The sequence below is a fragment of the Aeoliella straminimaris genome (assembly GCF_024054565.1).
GTDB lineage: Bacteria > Planctomycetota > Planctomycetia > Pirellulales > Lacipirellulaceae > Aeoliella > Aeoliella straminimaris.
In genome coordinates, this window is the sequence record NZ_JAMXLR010000051.1 from 138749 (window position 1) to 155620 (window position 16872).

Consider the following 16872-nt stretch of genomic DNA (forward strand, 5'->3'; position numbering starts at 1 on the left):
CCCGCCTTTCTTTCAATCGCCCGTTTGCAGAATGCCCATGGGAAAAGGAGTCCAACCCCCGGTACGGACGCCAGCCGTCTGCAAGGCGTCGCCCGTCCAGGCATTGCAAGTATACAGCAGCGAGTAGGTGCCCTGGGCTTCGTAGAAGGCATCGGCCCTGTTGGGGTAGTGCTCGCCAGGTAGCACCCGCGGGTGGAAGTCGTCTGCCTGCGACGAACCGTCCAGCACAAAGTACGACTGAATGAACTCGACCATTCGCTTGTAGCCGGCCCGGTCGATGGTCACGTAGCGATAGATCTCATTCTCTGCGGGCAGATCCATCATCTCGACATGCATCACCGTATCGGTGGGCAGAAACATCGATCGCGCGGTCAGGTCGGCCCGAACGTCGTCCCAGGTGGGCGTGTGCAGAAAGAACTCGCGATCGCCCCAGCCAAAGGAAACGTGCGTCTCGAAACCATCGCGATTGGGAAATTCGCTGGCCGAGAACCAGGGCCCCCAGTCGTGCACGTCGGTGATAATCGGGACGATGATCTCCGAATGAGCCGAGCCGATACAGACCACGATGTCGATGCCGTCGTCGGGGCTCTTGAAGTCGCGATTCACCGGAATCAAGCCGATCAGTACTGCTCCGGTGAACGCCAGTACCACCACCAACGCCAAGTGCAACGTCCGCCGCACGATGCGCCAGAACAGCGAGCGTCGGGTTGTCGAAGCGGCGGCGGCCATGGGCATCCATCAGGGGCGGAAGGCACGAGGGCAGTGAACGTCCTGCACTATACTCTATTGTGGCTGTCCGCAGGCCGCGGGGCAATCACCGCCGGGCGCGGTGGTTGGCGGACTACCGAACTGGTCGGGCAATGCCCGCACTGCGGGCCCGAAAGCATAGTATTCGCACGCCCCAAAGCCCTATTCCCGGTTTGGCATCCTGTTTGCGAACTATATTTTCCGAATGACCAAGCAAGACGGCTGCCAGACGAACAAACTGAAGGGCCGCTTGCCAGCATAACCCTTTCGCCCCTTACCTCCATTGATCACCAAACAATCACTATGAATACTGCGACACCCACCACCCACACCGCGACCAGCCACGGCACCATCGACGACACGCATAGTATGGTGATTGGCTACTGCTTGTGGATCTTCGGATTCTTCGGTGCGCACCGGTTCTACTATGGCAAACCCATCACCGGGACCATCTGGTTTCTCACGTTTGGTCTGGTGGGCATCGGCTGGATTATTGACCTGCTGCTGATCCCGGGCATGGATCGCGCCGCCAACCGCCGGTATATACCCGGCCCGCTGGACTACAACATCGCCTGGATTCTGCTCACCTTCCTGGGCTGGGCCGGAGTGCACCGCTTCTACATGGGCAAGTGGATCACCGGCGCGATCTACCTGCTGACCGGCGGACTATTCCTGCTTGGAATCCTGTACGACTTCTGGACACTCAACGAACAAGTGGACGACCTGAACGCGCATGCGTAGGTCTCCTTTCGCGGGAGCGGTGCGAGCCGGCTTGAGCAACTAGAGTTGCGGCCGGCGGGGCGTGGTGAGTTCGCCCAATTGCATGACCACCGTCACGGCGGCCACTGTCGTTAGAAAGACGGTCGGAAACGGCCCAAGCTGCGCCATGAGGCTCGTGAGGAACAGGCAAATCAGCGACAGCATGAGCACGCTGGTGGCGATTGGCACGAACTTGTCCCAGGCCGGCAATGGCTGAAAAGAAGTATCTTCCAAGACTTGGTGGTCGGATTTGAGGCGCAGCATTCGATACTCCTCCGGGCTTCTCTTCAAGCTGTCTATCAGATGAGGGGACTATAACAATACTAACACGCCGGTTGGAAAAAAGCGTTCAAACCGCAGCAAGTTTTTCTCAAAACCCAGCGGATTTTGTCCTCCCCCGGGCAGGCGGTTGGTTGAGAATTGGGCGATAAGTGTAGTCGGCTCCCGCACCGGCGGGACAAACTCTGCTCTTGACGCCGGGATTTTCGCCATTATTCTACGGCGAAGAAGCTCTCCTCTTTGTTCATCCCCCGCCAACCGAGCCCATGCTGGCTGCTTTCCGGCAATTACTCCCGATCTGGCATAACCGGGCCTGGCTGGCCGCGGCCTTGGCATTGGTTTTGCCGCTGGCTACACCGACGCTGGCCGAGTCGATGATGGAGACCGGCAGCGAGCGAGAAACCACCACGAACGATAGCCAGGAACTCCTGGCCTGGGTTCACGAATGCCGCCCCAGCAGCCGAGGCCCCCAGGTAGGTTCTGCTTGGGCGTTTTCCCCGCCACTTTGTGCGGCGTGTCGAAAACCGGGGCAAATCATCCATCCTCCGCTCTCCGGCCACCGGCTCTCATGTGGAATCATGGCGCCCTTGCGCTGCTAGTGTGCCAACGTTATTCGCCAGTGCACTGAGCTCCCATTTGGGGAGCTCGCGAGATTGTTCCTCCTGGGTTCTACACCCCGCCCCCTCCAGCGTGTGGCGTTGTTCCGCTCGTGCAAGAGGGACCATGGTTCAAGCCCACTTTTTGGCGTCCTACACCTATGCCCAAGCAGCCCAACAACAACGACAAGTTCTCGATTTATGACCTGAAGACATTGCCCGCCGATCTGTTGAGCGGCCTGGTGGTATTCCTCGTGGCGTTGCCACTCTGTTTGGGAATCGCCCAGGCGTCGCGACCGGCGGGAATGGACGATCCACCGTTGATCGCTGGCCTGCTGACAGGAATCATCGCTGGACTCGTGGTCGCTTTGATCAGCAGGTCGCATACCAGCGTCAGCGGACCTGCGGCTGGACTCACGGCCATCATTGCTACGCAGATTTCCAACTTGGGATCGTACGAAGCTTTTCTAGTGGCCGTGATCTTGGGCGGTGTCCTGCAGGTGGTTATGGGTGTGCTGAAAGCAGGCGCGCTTTCGGCCTTCTTCCCTTCGAGTGTCATCAAAGGACTGCTGGCTGCCATTGGAGTGATCCTGATCCTTAAGGAGATTCCGCACCTTGTTGGACACGATACGGATCCACACGGAGAAATGGCCTACCAACAGCCTGACGAGCACACCACATTTAGCGAGCTCTGGTCACTGTTGGAGACTGGCGACATTCACGTCGGCGCTGCCACGATTGGTTTGATTTCGGTAGCTGTTCTGTTGATCTGGGGCCGCGTGAAATTCCTGAAGCACCTGCCCATACCCGGGGCCCTTGCGGTCGTGCTGCTGGGGGTTGGACTGCACCTCTGGTTTCGGACCATCGGCGGCGCGATGGCGATCACCGCCGATCACCTCGTCGACATCCCGGTTGCTAAGACAGCTCAAGAGTTCGTGGGCTTTTTCCGTTTCCCTGACTTTAGCGCCTTGCTGAGTCCAACTGTCTACGTGGCCGGAATCACCGTGGCTATCGTGGCGTCACTGGAAACCTTGCTCAACCTCGAGGCGGTCGACAAGCTCGACCCCGAACGTCGTTTTTCGCCTCCCAGTCGGGAACTACTGGCGCAAGGTGTGGGTAACATCGCGACCGGTTTCATTGGTGGCTTGCCCATGACCTCCGTGATCATCCGCAGTTCGGTGAACGTGAACAGTGGCTGCAAGACCAAGCGGTCGGCCTTCTTTCACGGCATTCTGCTGGCTGTATGCGTTGGATTCTTTCCGCAGTACCTCAACATGATTCCAATCTCGGCACTGGCCGCCATTCTGCTGGTGACCGGCTTCAAGCTCGCTAGCCCCAAGTTAATCGCCGAAATGTGGAGCGAAGGGCGGTATCAGTTCCTGCCGTTCGTGATCACGGTGGTATCTATCGTGTTCACTGACCTCTTGATCGGCATCCTCATCGGTCTGGGCGTGGCACTGTTGTTCATCCTCAACAGCAACCTCCGCCGGCCGGTACGGCGCATCGTCGAGACCCACCTCGGTGGCGACGTCATGCACATCGAGCTGGCCAATCAGGTGAGCTTCCTGAACAAGGCGGCACTCGACAAAGTATTCAGCGAAGCCCCCGCAGGGAGCAACGTGCTCATCGATGCCAGTGGAACCGACTATATCGATCCCGACGTGCTGAGCCTGATTCGCGACTTCAAAAACAATATCGCGCCGGTGCATGGGGTGAAGGTCAGCCTCCGCGGCTTCCGCACCAAGTACCGACTGCACGACGACATCCATTTCGCCGACTTCTCGACACGCGAACTCCAGGACCGGCTAACACCCGAACAGGCGCTCAACATCCTGAAGGAGGGCAATCGTCGGTTCCGTTCGGGCGAGCAGCTCTCCCGCGACTTCAGCCGGGCGATCGACGGCACCGCTGGCGGACAAAACCCGATCGCCTGCATCTTGGGCTGCATCGACTCGCGAGTGCCGGCCGAGATCATCTTCGACCTGGGCATCGGCGACATGTTCGCTGTGCGCGTCGCCGGCAATATCATTGGCACCAAGAGCCTGGGCAGCATCGAGTTCGGCGTGGGCGTCGCCGGAGTGAAGCTGGTGGTCGTGCTGGGGCACACCCGCTGTGGCGCCGTGACGTCGGCCGTGGGGATCATGGCTGAGGGTAAGAACACCCGTGAGGCAACCGGCTGCGAGAACCTGGGCGCCGTGGTCGAAGAGGTGCAGGTGAGCGTCCGCGAAGACGAAGCCCGCCAGTTCCTCCGGCTCAACGAAGACGATCGCGAAGCGATGCTCGACGACATCGTCCGCCGCAATGTGCTCCGCACGGTGCACGAAATCACCGCTCGCAGCAGCGTAATTCGCGACGCGGTGCGCGACGGCCGCGTACTGGTGGTCGGCATGATCTACGACATCAAGACCGGCGAGGTAAAGTTCCTCAACGAGCACGGCCGCATCGAGGCGATGGAGCCGGAAGTGTCGTGAGAGGTGGAACCTACGACGCTTTGAACTCCACCCGTTCGTAGAGCTCGGCCAACGGCAACTCGGCGTCGATACCGGGCAAAGCGACCCCAGCGTCGAGGCCCTCGTAGCACTCAGCCACAAAACCTTCGTCGGTGCGGCGATGCACTACGACGCGCGGCCTGTCGGTCTCGATCAGCATGTAAGCGGCTAGCGTGGGGATTGTCAGGTACGCTTCGCGTTTCTCGCCTTCGTCAATGCGACGAGTTGCCTCCGATAGCACCTCGGCGATGATGACAGGACGATCCTGGTACAGATCGTCCGGCTCGTTGGCATCGCACACCACCATGCCATCGGGATAGTAAAATCGCGTATGCGTGGGAAGCTGCACCCGGACCTTCATGTCGGAGTTGAACGGTTCACAGGGCTGGCCACGGAGAGCGTTGTGGAGCGCCGCGTACCAAGCTCCCGCAATACGATTGTGCACCGTCTTTGCGCCGGCCATGGCGTAGACGTAGCCATCCGAGTACTCGTGCTTGGCATCGGACAGTTGCTCGCCGGCCAGATAGTCGGCGACTGAAACGAATTCGAGCTGTTTGGCTGCAGTCATACGTTTCAAGTTATCATCGACGGGGGACGTTGGCAACGAAATCCTCCCGGGTCACTGACAGCTACCAACTTGGCGTCCACTCGTTCTATGTCGCTTTGAACGCCACCACACTCCACTGTGGCAGATTGATCGAGATGCGGCCATACTCGCTGGGCGTGGGGAAGTGTCCCGCGTTACCGGCCCCCTGCCAGCCACCGAATCGTTCGTCCTGCGAGCAGAGCACTTCGGCAAATGCCCCCTCCAGGCCGCCGGTGGGCACTTCGTAGTTGTGGTCGGTAAAGTTGCGATCGCCTACGTTCACGACCACGAGGATCTTGTTGTGGTAGAACTCGCGGACAAATGCCAAGACGTTGTTTTCGCGATCAACATGCACAATGCGGAAGTCGTCGGACCGCAGCGCGGGGTTTTCCCAGCGCACGGCATTCGACGCCGCCACTAGTTCGCGCATCTCGAGACCCAGGGCGTCGCCGGCCGTACGCCAGTCGAAGCGGTGGTCGCCCCACTGGTCGACACCGTCGTGCCAATAGCCCCACGCCACGTGCGGCGAGGCCAGCAGGCACTCGCTGCCCATGAAACACATCGGAGTACCGGGCATCGTGGCGTTGAGCGCCCAAGCCAGGCGGCACTTGGCCCGGGCCCAGCTGTTGTGCCGTCCACCCAGCAGGTCGACCAGGTAGCGATGCCGGTGATCCCAGTTGCGATGGCCGTGCTCGGCGTCGCCGTTCTCCGAGTCGCCGATGTCGTCGTGCGAGCCGGAGAGGTAGTTCACCAAGTTCCAACTATGCTCGAACGGGGCGTGGTCCAGGATGCCGAGCAGACGATCGATCGAGGCGTCGCCCACCAACGCCCGCTGCGTCTCGTGATGGGCCGAGGCGTGCCACGTGGCGTTGAAGTTTCCCGCGGTAATGATCCAAGGATGGGCGGGCAGGTGTTCGGCAATCAGATACTTGTCGGGGAAATCCTGCCGCAGCCGCCACAAGACGTTGCGCAGGTAGTTGCCGTTGATCATGGTCGTGGCGTCGAACCGCAATCCGTCGGCATGGTACTCTTCGAAGTACATACGGGCGTTCTGGTAGAAGAAGTCCTGCACTTCCCATTTCCACCAGGCCGGGCCACGTCCCCAGGGGGTCATGCTGCCCCCTTCGAAGTAAATGCCACCGTCCTTCTCATAGCCATCGAACTGCCAGAGGACGTTGTCGCCTGGCCCGGCGTGGTTGTAAACCACGTCGAAAATCACGGCCAGTCCCTTGCCGTGGGCTGCGTTGACGAAGTGTTTCAGGTCGGCCGGCGTTCCGTAAGCACTCTCGGGGGCAAAAAAGGCCGCCGGGTTGTAGCCCCACGAACGATCGAAGGCGAACTCCGAGATGGGCAGCGGCTCGATGGCATTGAAACCCATCGAGCGGATGTAGTCGAACTTCGATTCCACGTCGACAAACGTGGCAATCGGCTTGTTCAGATAGTCGTTCCGCCCCGCAAAACTGCCGATGTGCATCTGGTAGATGAGGAAATTCTCGAACGCCGGTGTGCTGAACGATTCCCAGGGATAGGGCTTGCTCTCCACGACGATCGACGCATTCTGGCTATTGCCATCGGACCGCGTGAGCGCGGAGCTCACCACGTCGCGGGCGGCGGGGTCCAAACGCTCGCTAACCTGGCCCCCCGAGGTAATTTCGAAACGGTACAGCGTACCCGCCCCGATGCCCGGCACCGTGGCGCTCCAGTAGCCGCTGGGCGACCGATCGAGGTCGGCTTCTTCGGCCGCGTCGTGCGGCCGCCATAGGTCGCCATGCTGCATGCGCACCCTCACCCGCTCGGCGTGGGGAGCCCAAACACGGAAAAAGCAACCTTGGCTGGTCGGGTGAGCGCCGATTCGTTCTTCGAGCAACATGGGGGCAGACTCTTTTTTGCGGGAAAGCGGGGCCAACGCTAAGTGTAACTGGAGAGCGGGAGCGGAGCCATTGGCCACTGGCCGGGCGCTGCCACTCGGCGGTCTGTACGGTAGATACTCGGGGTTCGTTCTTAGGTGCTCGTCTTGTTGGTGCTGCACCACTGGCGTGGGCCGCGGCATCTGGGTTCACAACGCGTCGGGGGCAGTACTATCGACCTGCGTATCGAGGTCTTGCTGTCCGGGTTCCTGCGGCTCGTCGTTGGGCTGAGCAGATCCGGCTTCGGCTCGAAAGCGGTGTATCAACACGCGGGTGCCGTAGATCTCTTCGGCGCGGAGCTTCAGCACATGGCCAATCAACTCCTCCCCGTGGGGATATTGATAGATCTTCTTGTTCTCGTCGGGGCCCAACATCACCACCTGCGTGCGTTTGCGGCGCCGTGGCGGCGCGTACAGCAGGCACTTGAAATCGGAAGTGCGTGGACCGGAATTTGTCATTCTCTGCTCGACGATCAACTGGCCCCGTTCATCCAGGTGGGTAGAGACCTTGATCTCGATGTCGTCCATACCGACCCGCAGATTGCGCCACACGCTGAATCGATATTCCTGGTCAGCATCCACCACAAAGTCGATCCGCACCGGCTGCTGGCCAAACGTGGCGTCGTTCAATTGAATCTGGATCGGCAGGCTGAACTCCTCCTGGGGGCCAATCGACAAGCTTCCTTGACGCGGTAAGACCTCCCAGGTCCGATTGCGGCCATCGAAGGCTGCCGGGACGTTGTCGGTGACAAGGTTCAGCTCGACCTCTTCGGGTCGCTGAGGAACGAAGATCGAAAAGTGACCTCGTACTCCTTGCTTGAATTGATTCCGCCCACGAACCAGGTTGTCGTGCGGTCGACTGAACACGCTCGGCACGCGCAGTTTGTCGAACGTCACGCTCATCCGCCAGGCGGTAATCGCGGGATGAAGTCCAATGAGAAACGATGGATTGCGATCAACCTCGAACCTCACGCGTCCCTGGTCGTCGGACTCCAGTGTCTGCCGCTTGCCCCAGACGTCCAGCCGCTCGATTTTCTTGCCCAGATACAGTTGCTCCATGGTGGGCTTATCGTTCCACACAATCATGACTACCTGGCCTTGTTCGTTGCGGAACACATGGTTCGTGCTATGGCCGGGGAGGGTCAACTGCCCCATGTACCTGCATCCTCCCAGCAGGTGAGCCGTGGTCCGCCAAGGTAACAGCAACTCACCCGGTGTGCCGTCGATGTTCATCACGCCCTCGGGTCCCGTAAACGGGTTGGCGACGAAGATTCCCTCGGCATCGTGTATTTTGGCAGCCACCATGCTACGGACGAATTCTCGCACGTGATTCTGGTGCAACTGTTTCTTCTCGCTGGCCGACAGACTCTTTTCGGGTCGGTCGTACTGCGAATGCATGGTCGGATCGACGAGCACCCAACGCGACGCACTGCCGCGCGGGTACGTTGCCATTCGTTCGTCCAAGGCTTCGGCCCCCAGGGGCGGATCGGCCGACATTTGTACGTATTCCCAAACGTCCGTCTCGTGCGTGGGAAGCCAATCGGTCTCCCTGCCCTGCTCGGGCCATCGCCATCCGAGTCCTAACTGCACGTCCTGGCCAAAGCGGAACAGGTGCTTGCGAATGCTCAGCAACTTGCTTGGCAACTCGGAGTATCCGTAGAACGACGTGTCCCAGTCGTTGCCCAACTGCCACCACCGCAGGCGGAGGCTCAGGCGGGTCATCACGTGCTCGAACTGGGGTTGCCAGAACGAGGGATCGGTCAGCAGCAGGTTGGCGACGTCCGACGGTTGATTGGGGTCGCGGATATCCCAGTCTTCGGCCAGCGGATCGTCGAGAATACCGACCACTTCGATGCCCGAGGCCGAGGTCCGCTCGGCGAAGCGGATGATCTCCTCCCCGCGTTCGCGCTCGTTTGGCGGATACCATACCGGCAACTTCACCCAATGCACGCCCACCCGGGGAAGCATGTCGGCCAGCACCTCGAACGACAACGGATTTTCGCCCATCGGCAGGGTCCAGCCGAACTCGCCATGCGCCGGGCGGGGAAGCTTCGGCAGTACCGCCAGTGTGATAACTCGCTCTTCGAGCTGGCGATCGTACTCGCTGATCTCGTGACCTGCTTCCTTGTCGTTCTCGCGTAGCATCTCGACACGAATTTTGTAGAAGCCGTAGTCTTCGATGTCGGGCGTCCAGTACTGAGTGCCTTCATAACCGCTTGGGCGATTGCCGATGGTTCCGACGATGTCGTCGGCTCGAAACGAGTCTTCGACTATCAGCCGGCCTGCGAGCCGCTTGGTGTCCGACTTGCCTTCGATCTCGCGGCTGGTTTCATCCAGCAACTGAAAGCGGATTTCGGGATTCTGCTCGCGGATACCGGACAGCGTGCATTCAACCTTCACCTCCTGAAAGTCGTCATAGACGTTGTAAAGCCTGCCGGTTCTGACCACCATGCTGGGCAAACGTTCGAAGATCACATAGTCGACGTGCAGTTTGCCCTTCATGTCACCACGGCGCCCCCGCGGCGCATCCAGATAGACCACGGCGCGGTCGATTTGTGCACTGTTGGGACGCAACGAGTCGATCTTCACGTCGTGCCACTCGCCGTCCGACTCGATCGGTTCGCTCACCTGGATCTGAATGCGTTCCTGGTTGCGGTTCTGCAGTTCGATGACGAAGCGAGCGTCCGTATACTTGATATTCTCCGCCTTGACCCGAATGAAGGCCTTGTAGCCGAACTTCGGTAGGATGGGGATGGCGGGCGTCGAAACGAACACTCCCCCACCGTCCAAGTCGACCTGCAGACTTCGCCCATTCTCGGCCGTTGGGTCGTCGACAATTCCGACTTTCGTGTAGTGGGGATATTCGGGATTCGTCTTCCGCGTCCAGTAATCGGGCCACTGGTCGTAGTTGGCATCGGACTCTTGCTCGAACTTGGTAGCGAAGATGGCCTCGTGGCTTACCTCGCGTCCGAACGACGGCGCGGCCAGCGCGGTTCCAAGCATCGCAGTGGTTAGTAGGAATCGTAAGAACATCATCAACCAGGAAAAAATGGCGTAGAACTCGGTTCAGGCCCCCAGCCGCGTGGCTGCTAGCCATCGGCGCTGTGAAAATGTACCGTAGCGTTACCACGACGCTGTCGCGAAACCTCACCAATCGAACCAAAACAAGGACCTCCAGTTGTGACAATCGTCAAAATCGGAATGGCAACGCACGCCCTGGGACAATCGCTCCGCAAGGCACTGGCAACTGCCGCCGAATTGGGCGCCGATGGCGTGGAGATCGACCTCCGCGGCGAGCTGCCGCTGGCCGACCTCTCGCAGTCGGGTATTCGGCAGTTTCGCAAACTGCTGGAAGACCACAACTTGCGGCTGGCAGCCGCCAGCTATCCCACGCGCCGTGGGTATGAGGACCCCGCCGAACTCGACCGCCGGCTGCAGGGAACACGCCAGGCGATGCGCATGGCCGCACAACTGGGCGCCCGAGTGCTGGTGGGCCGCGCCTACGGCGACCTGCCCGAAGAGGACTCGCCCCGCCGCGAGGCATTGATGCAGGCACTCGAGTCGCTGGCGCACGAGGGCAACCGCGTAGGCGCAAGATTCTGCGCGCTGACCACCTCCGCGCCGGTCGACGAGTTGGCCGGCCTACTGGGCCAACTGCCTGAGGGCACCCTCGGCGTAGCGCTCGACCCTGCCCGGCTGCTGGAGAGCAATCAGTCGCCGCTCGACGCGTTGGAACATCTCGGAAAATACGTTTCGCATGTTTACGCCAACGACGCGGTTCGCGATTTTGGTTCCAGCCGCGCGGTGCCGGTGCAACTGGGACGTGGCTCGGCCGACCTGCCGGCCCTCGTCGCCATGCTCGACGCGCTGGACTACACCGGCTGGTTCACCGCCAATCGCAGCCACTCGGGCGATGCCCGCAGCGAACTAGCCGCCGCGGTCGAATATCTCCGCAGCCTGGCGATGGGTTAACAGACGGCTGTCACGCAGCGAGCGAGTCTGTAGCGCTGGCTTGCGCGGGGCTCCGGCGAATGGCACGTTTCTCCGGCGATTTGCCCCAATACGGACGAAGTTCGGGCGAATAGCCGCTACTCACGTTGAGTTGCTGCCGGCAGTTGACGTATGCTGATGGTCCGCGCAGTTGAAGGATTCGCCCGCTATTGGAGATTTGCCATGCAGTGCCACGAAGTCGACTACCAGGTATTTGGCGACGACATGCAGTATGTCGAAGTGGAACTCGACCCCGGCGAGACCGTCGTCGCCGAAGCGGGCGCCATGAACTACGTAGAAGATGGTATTGTGTTCGAAGCCCGCATGGGCGATGGCTCGAAGGGCGAACAAGGCATATTCGGCAAACTGCTCGATGCCGGTAAACGCACGCTGACTGGTGAATCGATCTTCATGACCCATTTCACCAACCACGCCGATGGTAAACGCCGGGTGGCGTTTGCCGCGCCATTCCCAGGTAAGATCGTGCCGCTCGACATGCAGAAGATCGGCGGTGTACTGACCTGCCAGAAGGACGCGTTTCTGTGCGCCGCCTACGGCACTCAGATTGGCATCGCCTTCCAAAAGCGACTGGGCGCTGGTTTCTTCGGCGGCGAAGGGTTCATCCTGCAGCGGCTCGAAGGTGATGGCCAGGCCTTCATCCACGCCAGCGGTGCGATCATCAAGAAGTCGCTGCGCGGCGAAACGCTGCGGGTCGATACGGGGTGCCTGGTCGCCTTTACCGAAGGCATCAACTACGACATCCAACGGGCCGGCAGCCTGAAGAGCATGTTCTTCGGTGGCGAGGGATTGTTCCTGGCCACGCTCAGCGGCACCGGCACGGTGTTGCTGCAGAGCCTGCCCTTCTCTCGCCTGGCAAACCGCGTGCTGCAGCACGCTCCTACTATGGGTGGTTCGAGCCAGGGTGAAGGCTCCGTGATCGGCAGCCTGGGCAACTTGTTTGGCGACTGAATGCCTGGCAATCGGTGGGGAGCGGAGTCTACTCCTCCATTTCCTCTTCCCACTCGCCGTATTCGGCGCCCTTGGTTCCCAAATACTCGTCCACCTGTTCGCCCGACCAGTCGCGCACCGTCATGCCCTCTTCGTCAACGGCATTGATATCCGCCCCCTGTTCGACCAACCACTTGGCGAACTCCAAGTTGTCTTCATTCGCCGCATAGTGCAGCGGCGTGGCACCGAATACGTTCTTGGCGTCGAGGTTTGCGTCCTTCTCCTTGAGCAGCTTGGCTACTTCCAAGTGCTGTGCACCTGCGGCGAAGTGCAGCGGCGTGTTCTTCCAGCCGTCGTTGGCTTTGCTCGGATCCGCTCCATCGGCCAGCAATTTCTTCACCTGCTCGGTATTGCCCAGTCCGGCGGCCACATGCAGCGGCCACTTCGACTTTAGCCCCTTGGCTTGCAGTTTTTCGACAATGCTCTTAGCGCCGCTGAAGGCGGCTTCTTCCAGGCAGTTGCCACCGTACTTGTCGACGTGTTTGATGTCGGCACCATGCTCTACCAGCAGGTCGAACACTTCATCGTTGCCTGCTTCGCAAGCATTCTGCAAAGCACTGAGTCCATACAGCTTCTCCACCGCGTTAACGTTGGCGTCTTTGTCGAGAAGCAGCTTGACGATTTTCACACTCCCTTGCGAACTGGCGACCATCAAAGTGGTGTTGCCATACTCGTCGGTCAGATCGACATCGGCGCCGCGATCCACCAGCAACTTGACCACATAGTAGCGGTCGTCATAGGTGGCCCACTGCAAGGCGGGGCCGCCGTACACCATGGTGTCGGGCGACATGCCCGCGTCCAGCAGCCGCCGCACGGCCGCGATGCTGCCCGAGTCGATGGCCGCGGCCATCTGATCGCCGGGTGTTTCTGCGGCTTCTTCCATCTGCGCAAAAGGGTTGCCTGCGGTCGAATCGTCAAATGGATTCTGAGCCGTAGCGGGGCGCACCACGAGCAACCCGATGCAGAGCAACAAGAAACAACAATTGCGAACGCACATGGAATGGATTCCCCTGGAAGCTGAATCGGTCGGAGTGTTACAAATCGGCACCTTACCGCTTATGATACCAGAGAAACACCCTGCCGGATTCAGGAGGTCAGAGAAAATGTCCACGGTTGCCGACGTCGTTGCACTGCTCGAACAGTTCGCCCCCACTACGCTGGCCGAAGACTGGGACAACGTCGGTCTGGTGGTGGGCGATGGAGCAAGCGAAGTGCACCGGGTGATGACCTGCCTGACGCTTACCGAGGACGTGGCCGACGAAGCCATCGAAGAGAAGGCGGAACTCGTTGTCACCCATCACCCACTCCCGTTCCGCCCGCTGAAGCAGCTTACCACCGCCACGCCCGAAGGCCGGGTGTTGTGGAAGCTGATCGGCGCGGGCATCTCGATCTACAGCCCCCACACAGCGTTGGACTCGGCCGCCGAAGGAATCAACCATCAACTGGCCCAGGGACTGAACCTGGTGGAAGTCGAACCGTTGGTGCCGGCAGATCCCACCCAGCCGGAAGCCGAACTCGGCTCGGGGCGATGCGGTGCGGTGCTGGAGCCTACCGACCTGGCCCGGCTGGCCGCCAATACCTGCAAGCTGCTGTCCATCGATCACGTTCGCGTGGTGGGCGACGAACGGCAGTCGGTGGCGCGAGTGGCCGTGGCTTGCGGCAGTGGTGGATCGTTCCTGGACCTGGCCATCGATGCGGGGGCCGACGCCCTGGTAACCGGCGAGGCCAGCTTCCACACCCTGCTAGCGGCCCGCTCAGCAGGGGTCGCCATGGTACTGACCGGGCACTACGCCAGCGAGCGTTTTGCCCTGGAACACCTGGCCAACTGGCTGAGCGAACAGCCGCTAAATGTCGCCTGCTGGGCTAGCCGTAAGGAGTGCGATCCGTTGCGGTTAGCCAAGCGGTAACGCCAGCGGCCGGCTGAACTTTTCCGGTGCGGGTTTGCCCTAGGGCGGCAGCCGTCTACAATGTTAAGTCGCCTGCATCAGTGCGGATTGCCGATGCGCCACATCGAACCTGGGCAGGGCTAGCCCGGGCCCCTTGGAAGGGATTTCGCGACCTACCCCACCCGCGTCCTTCCTGATTGCGCGAAAGCGAACTTCTTATATGACCGATCAACTTCGTTACCTGACCGCCCTGCCCGTCTACAACGAAGCCAGCCATGTAACCGACGTACTGGACGAGGTCGTGCTGTACGCCGACGACGTGCTGGTGGTGAACGATGGCTCGACCGATGGCACCCGCGAACTGCTCGATGCCCGTGGCGATGTCCGCGTGGTGCATCACGACCAGAACCGTGGCTATGGCGCCGCATTGATCACGGCGTTCGACTACGCCGTGGCCCATGGCTACGACGTACTGGTTACCATCGATTGCGACGGGCAACACGAACCTCAACGCATTCGTCACCTGGCCAAGGCCTGCGCGGCGGAGGTCGACATCGTCTCGGGCAGTCGCTACCTGGAAATGGAGCAGAAGTCGTCCGAGGCGGCGCCAGTCGATCGTCGCCTGATTAACCAGACCATCACTCACGAACTGAACGAGTGCCTGGGACTGTCGCTCACCGATGCCTTCTGCGGCTTCAAGGCTTATCGCGTCAGGGCCCTGGAGCAACTCGACCTTACCGAGACCGGCTACGCCATGCCGCTCGAGGTGTGGGTGCAGGCCGCCTACAAGGGATTGCGTATCACCGAGATCGCGGTACCACTGATTTATCTTGACGAAGAACGCAGCTTCGGCGGCGCACTGGACGACGCCAAGAAGCGGTTGGCCCACTATCGCGAAGTAATCCATCGGGCCATTATCCACTTGCGGAAGTCGGGCGAAGATCCGGCGGCCCCGCACTTCGACTTCGGTCCCTGCGGTTGTTCTCAGTACGTTGCGGACTTCGAGCAATGCTGAGCGTGGCGACATCGCAGTATCGGCGATATCGCGTTCCACGAGAGGACAACACCTTGTTGATGGAGCCTCCGGCGGACAAGGTGCGCATCGCGGGCCCCTGCCCTGGCATTCAGTTCGACCTGGGCGGCATGTCGCTGGCCGAACTGCGATCGCAAGCCCGCCGCGAGCTGTTGACGGCCGCCATCGACTACACCTCCGGTTACCGCGACGCAGCCGTGCCAACTAGCCCGGACGCGCCGCTGCTGGTAACGGGCCATCAAGCCGAGTTGTTTCATCCTGGCGTATGGTTCAAGAACTTCGTGCTCAGCCGCCTGGCCGACCAGCACGCCGGCGTTGGCATTCACCTGGTGATCGACAGCGACACGTTGCACTCGCCCAGCGTCCGCGTGCCCACCGGTTCGCCTACCGCGCCGCGGGCCGAAGCGGTGCGGCTCGACCGGTTGGACACCAGGCTGCCGGTCGAAGAACTGCGCGTGACAGACAACGCCCTGTTCGAGTCGTTCGGCCAGCGCGCCACCGATACCATTGCCCCGTTGATCCCGAATCCCCTGGTACGCGATTGGTGGCCATCGGTTGTCGCCGCCAGTCGGCGGACCGATGGCAAACTCGGCCTGGCCATCGCCCAGGCGCGGCACGAACTCGAAGCCAAATGGGGCGCCGCGTCGCTCGAAGTGCCGATCAGTCATTGCTGCCAGTTGCCGTCGTTCCAGCGGTTCGTTGCGGCGCTGCTGCTGGATGTCGAGAGGTTGCACCAGGCCTACAATGATTCGTTGGCCGAATACCGCCGGGCGCATCACTTGCGCAACGAGGCCCAGCCCATGCCCGACCTGGCGACCGAGGGCACCTGGCTGGAAACACCGCTGTGGGTTTGGACCCACGGACGGCCACAGCGCCGCCCGCTGTTCGTCGAAAGGTCCGCCGGCAAGTTGAAGCTATCGAACCGCGAACAATGGACGGTGGAGCTCGAGTATCGTTCGCACGAACGACTGGCCGAGCAGCTTGCCGATCTGGCCGCCAATGGCGTGAAGATTCGCACCAGGGCGCTCACGACCACATTATTCGCCCGCACCGTGCTTGGCGACCTGTTCCTGCATGGCATCGGCGGCGCAAAGTACGACGAGGTGACCGACGACCTGGCCCGCCGGTTGTGGGGCTGTCCCCCGCCCGGGTACCTGACGCTCTCGGCCACACTGCAGCTACCTATCGAACATCGCCACGTGGGCGACGAACAAATTCGCTCGGTCCAGCATCAATTGCGCGACTGCCAGTGGCATCCCGAGCGAATGCTGCCCAGCGAGCCTTCGGCCGAAGCCAAAGATGCGCTCAGCGCAAAAGAGAAGTGGATCCATACCGCCAAGACCGAATCGAACGCCCGCGACCGTCATCGGGCGATTGAAGCGGCGAACCAGGTCCTTCGCGGCGCCGTCGAAACGCGGGCCGCGGAACTGGAAGCAGAACTGGCAAACCTCTCCATCGCCGCCCGCGCCACGGCGGTGCTCGATTCGCGCGAGTACGCCTTCTGCCTTTATCCCGAACAGGATCTGCGGCAGCGGATGACAAAACTTGTCGACCAGGCCCTTTAGTTGCTAACCTCCCGGCGCCCGCGACGCT

General features: G+C 60.9%; 13 protein-coding genes. 7 read left to right on the plus strand and 6 right to left on the minus strand.

Annotation, left to right across the window (positions count from 1 at the left end):
- Positions 1-12: 12 nt before the first annotated feature.
- The gene (locus tag NG895_RS14325; RefSeq protein ID WP_252853195.1) at positions 13-729 is read right to left on the minus strand and encodes a DUF2459 domain-containing protein; all 717 of its coding nucleotides are present in this window, start codon (positions 727-729) and stop codon (positions 13-15) included.
- 321 nt (positions 730-1050) lie between these two features.
- On the opposite strand from NG895_RS14325, the gene NG895_RS14330 reads away from it, so the two are divergent.
- Positions 1051-1488 carry a TM2 domain-containing protein gene (locus NG895_RS14330; protein WP_252853196.1) on the plus strand — a complete coding sequence of 146 codons (438 nt, stop codon included), beginning with the start codon at positions 1051-1053 and terminating at the stop codon, positions 1486-1488.
- 39 nt (positions 1489-1527) lie between these two features.
- Here NG895_RS14330 and NG895_RS14335 read toward each other — a convergent pair whose 3' ends face one another.
- Positions 1528-1770, minus strand: coding sequence for a hypothetical protein (locus NG895_RS14335; RefSeq protein ID WP_252853197.1), 243 nt, complete (start codon positions 1768-1770; stop codon positions 1528-1530).
- A gap of 772 nt (positions 1771-2542) precedes the next feature.
- On the opposite strand from NG895_RS14335, the gene NG895_RS14340 reads away from it, so the two are divergent.
- The gene (locus NG895_RS14340) at positions 2543-4852 is read left to right on the plus strand and encodes a SulP family inorganic anion transporter (protein ID WP_252853198.1); all 2310 of its coding nucleotides are present in this window, start codon (positions 2543-2545) and stop codon (positions 4850-4852) included.
- 10 nt (positions 4853-4862) lie between these two features.
- On the opposite strand, the gene NG895_RS14345 is transcribed toward NG895_RS14340, so the two are convergent.
- The 3 genes from NG895_RS14345 to NG895_RS14355 form a co-directional block, all read right to left on the minus strand.
- Positions 4863-5438, minus strand: a complete 576-nt coding sequence (locus tag NG895_RS14345) for a Uma2 family endonuclease (RefSeq protein ID WP_252853377.1) — start codon at positions 5436-5438, stop codon at positions 4863-4865.
- 85 nt (positions 5439-5523) lie between these two features.
- On the minus strand, positions 5524-7326 hold the full coding sequence (locus NG895_RS14350) for an alpha-amylase family glycosyl hydrolase (RefSeq protein WP_252853199.1): 1803 nt from the start codon (positions 7324-7326) through the stop codon (positions 5524-5526).
- Between the two features lie 186 nt (positions 7327-7512).
- Positions 7513-10365, minus strand: a complete 2853-nt coding sequence (locus NG895_RS14355; protein WP_252853200.1) for a hypothetical protein — start codon at positions 10363-10365, stop codon at positions 7513-7515.
- Positions 10366-10542: 177 nt separating this feature from the next.
- On the opposite strand from NG895_RS14355, the gene NG895_RS14360 reads away from it, so the two are divergent.
- A complete protein-coding gene (locus NG895_RS14360) occupies positions 10543-11334 on the plus strand; it encodes a sugar phosphate isomerase/epimerase family protein (protein WP_252853201.1) in 792 nt (263 codons plus the stop codon).
- Positions 11335-11535: 201 nt separating this feature from the next.
- Entirely contained in the window at positions 11536-12321 is a 786-nt protein-coding gene (locus tag NG895_RS14365) for a TIGR00266 family protein (RefSeq protein ID WP_252853202.1), read from the plus strand.
- Positions 12322-12349: 28 nt separating this feature from the next.
- Here the strand turns inward: NG895_RS14365 and NG895_RS14370 are convergent, their stop codons facing one another.
- Positions 12350-13357, minus strand: coding sequence for an ankyrin repeat domain-containing protein (locus tag NG895_RS14370; protein WP_252853203.1), 1008 nt, complete (start codon positions 13355-13357; stop codon positions 12350-12352).
- A gap of 106 nt (positions 13358-13463) precedes the next feature.
- Between NG895_RS14370 and NG895_RS14375 the strand changes: the two genes are divergently transcribed.
- The 3 genes from NG895_RS14375 to NG895_RS14385 all read left to right on the plus strand — a co-directional run bounded on the left by NG895_RS14375 (position 13464) and on the right by NG895_RS14385 (position 16844).
- Positions 13464-14267 (plus strand): Nif3-like dinuclear metal center hexameric protein, encoded by an 804-nt coding sequence (locus tag NG895_RS14375; protein ID WP_252853204.1) that lies wholly within the window; start codon positions 13464-13466, stop codon positions 14265-14267.
- A 199-nt stretch (positions 14268-14466) separates the two neighbouring features.
- A complete protein-coding gene (locus NG895_RS14380) occupies positions 14467-15261 on the plus strand; it encodes a glycosyltransferase family 2 protein (protein ID WP_252853205.1) in 795 nt (264 codons plus the stop codon).
- A gap of 53 nt (positions 15262-15314) precedes the next feature.
- Positions 15315-16844 carry a hypothetical protein gene (locus NG895_RS14385; RefSeq protein WP_252853206.1) on the plus strand — a complete coding sequence of 510 codons (1530 nt, stop codon included), beginning with the start codon at positions 15315-15317 and terminating at the stop codon, positions 16842-16844.
- Positions 16845-16872 lie beyond the last annotated feature (28 nt).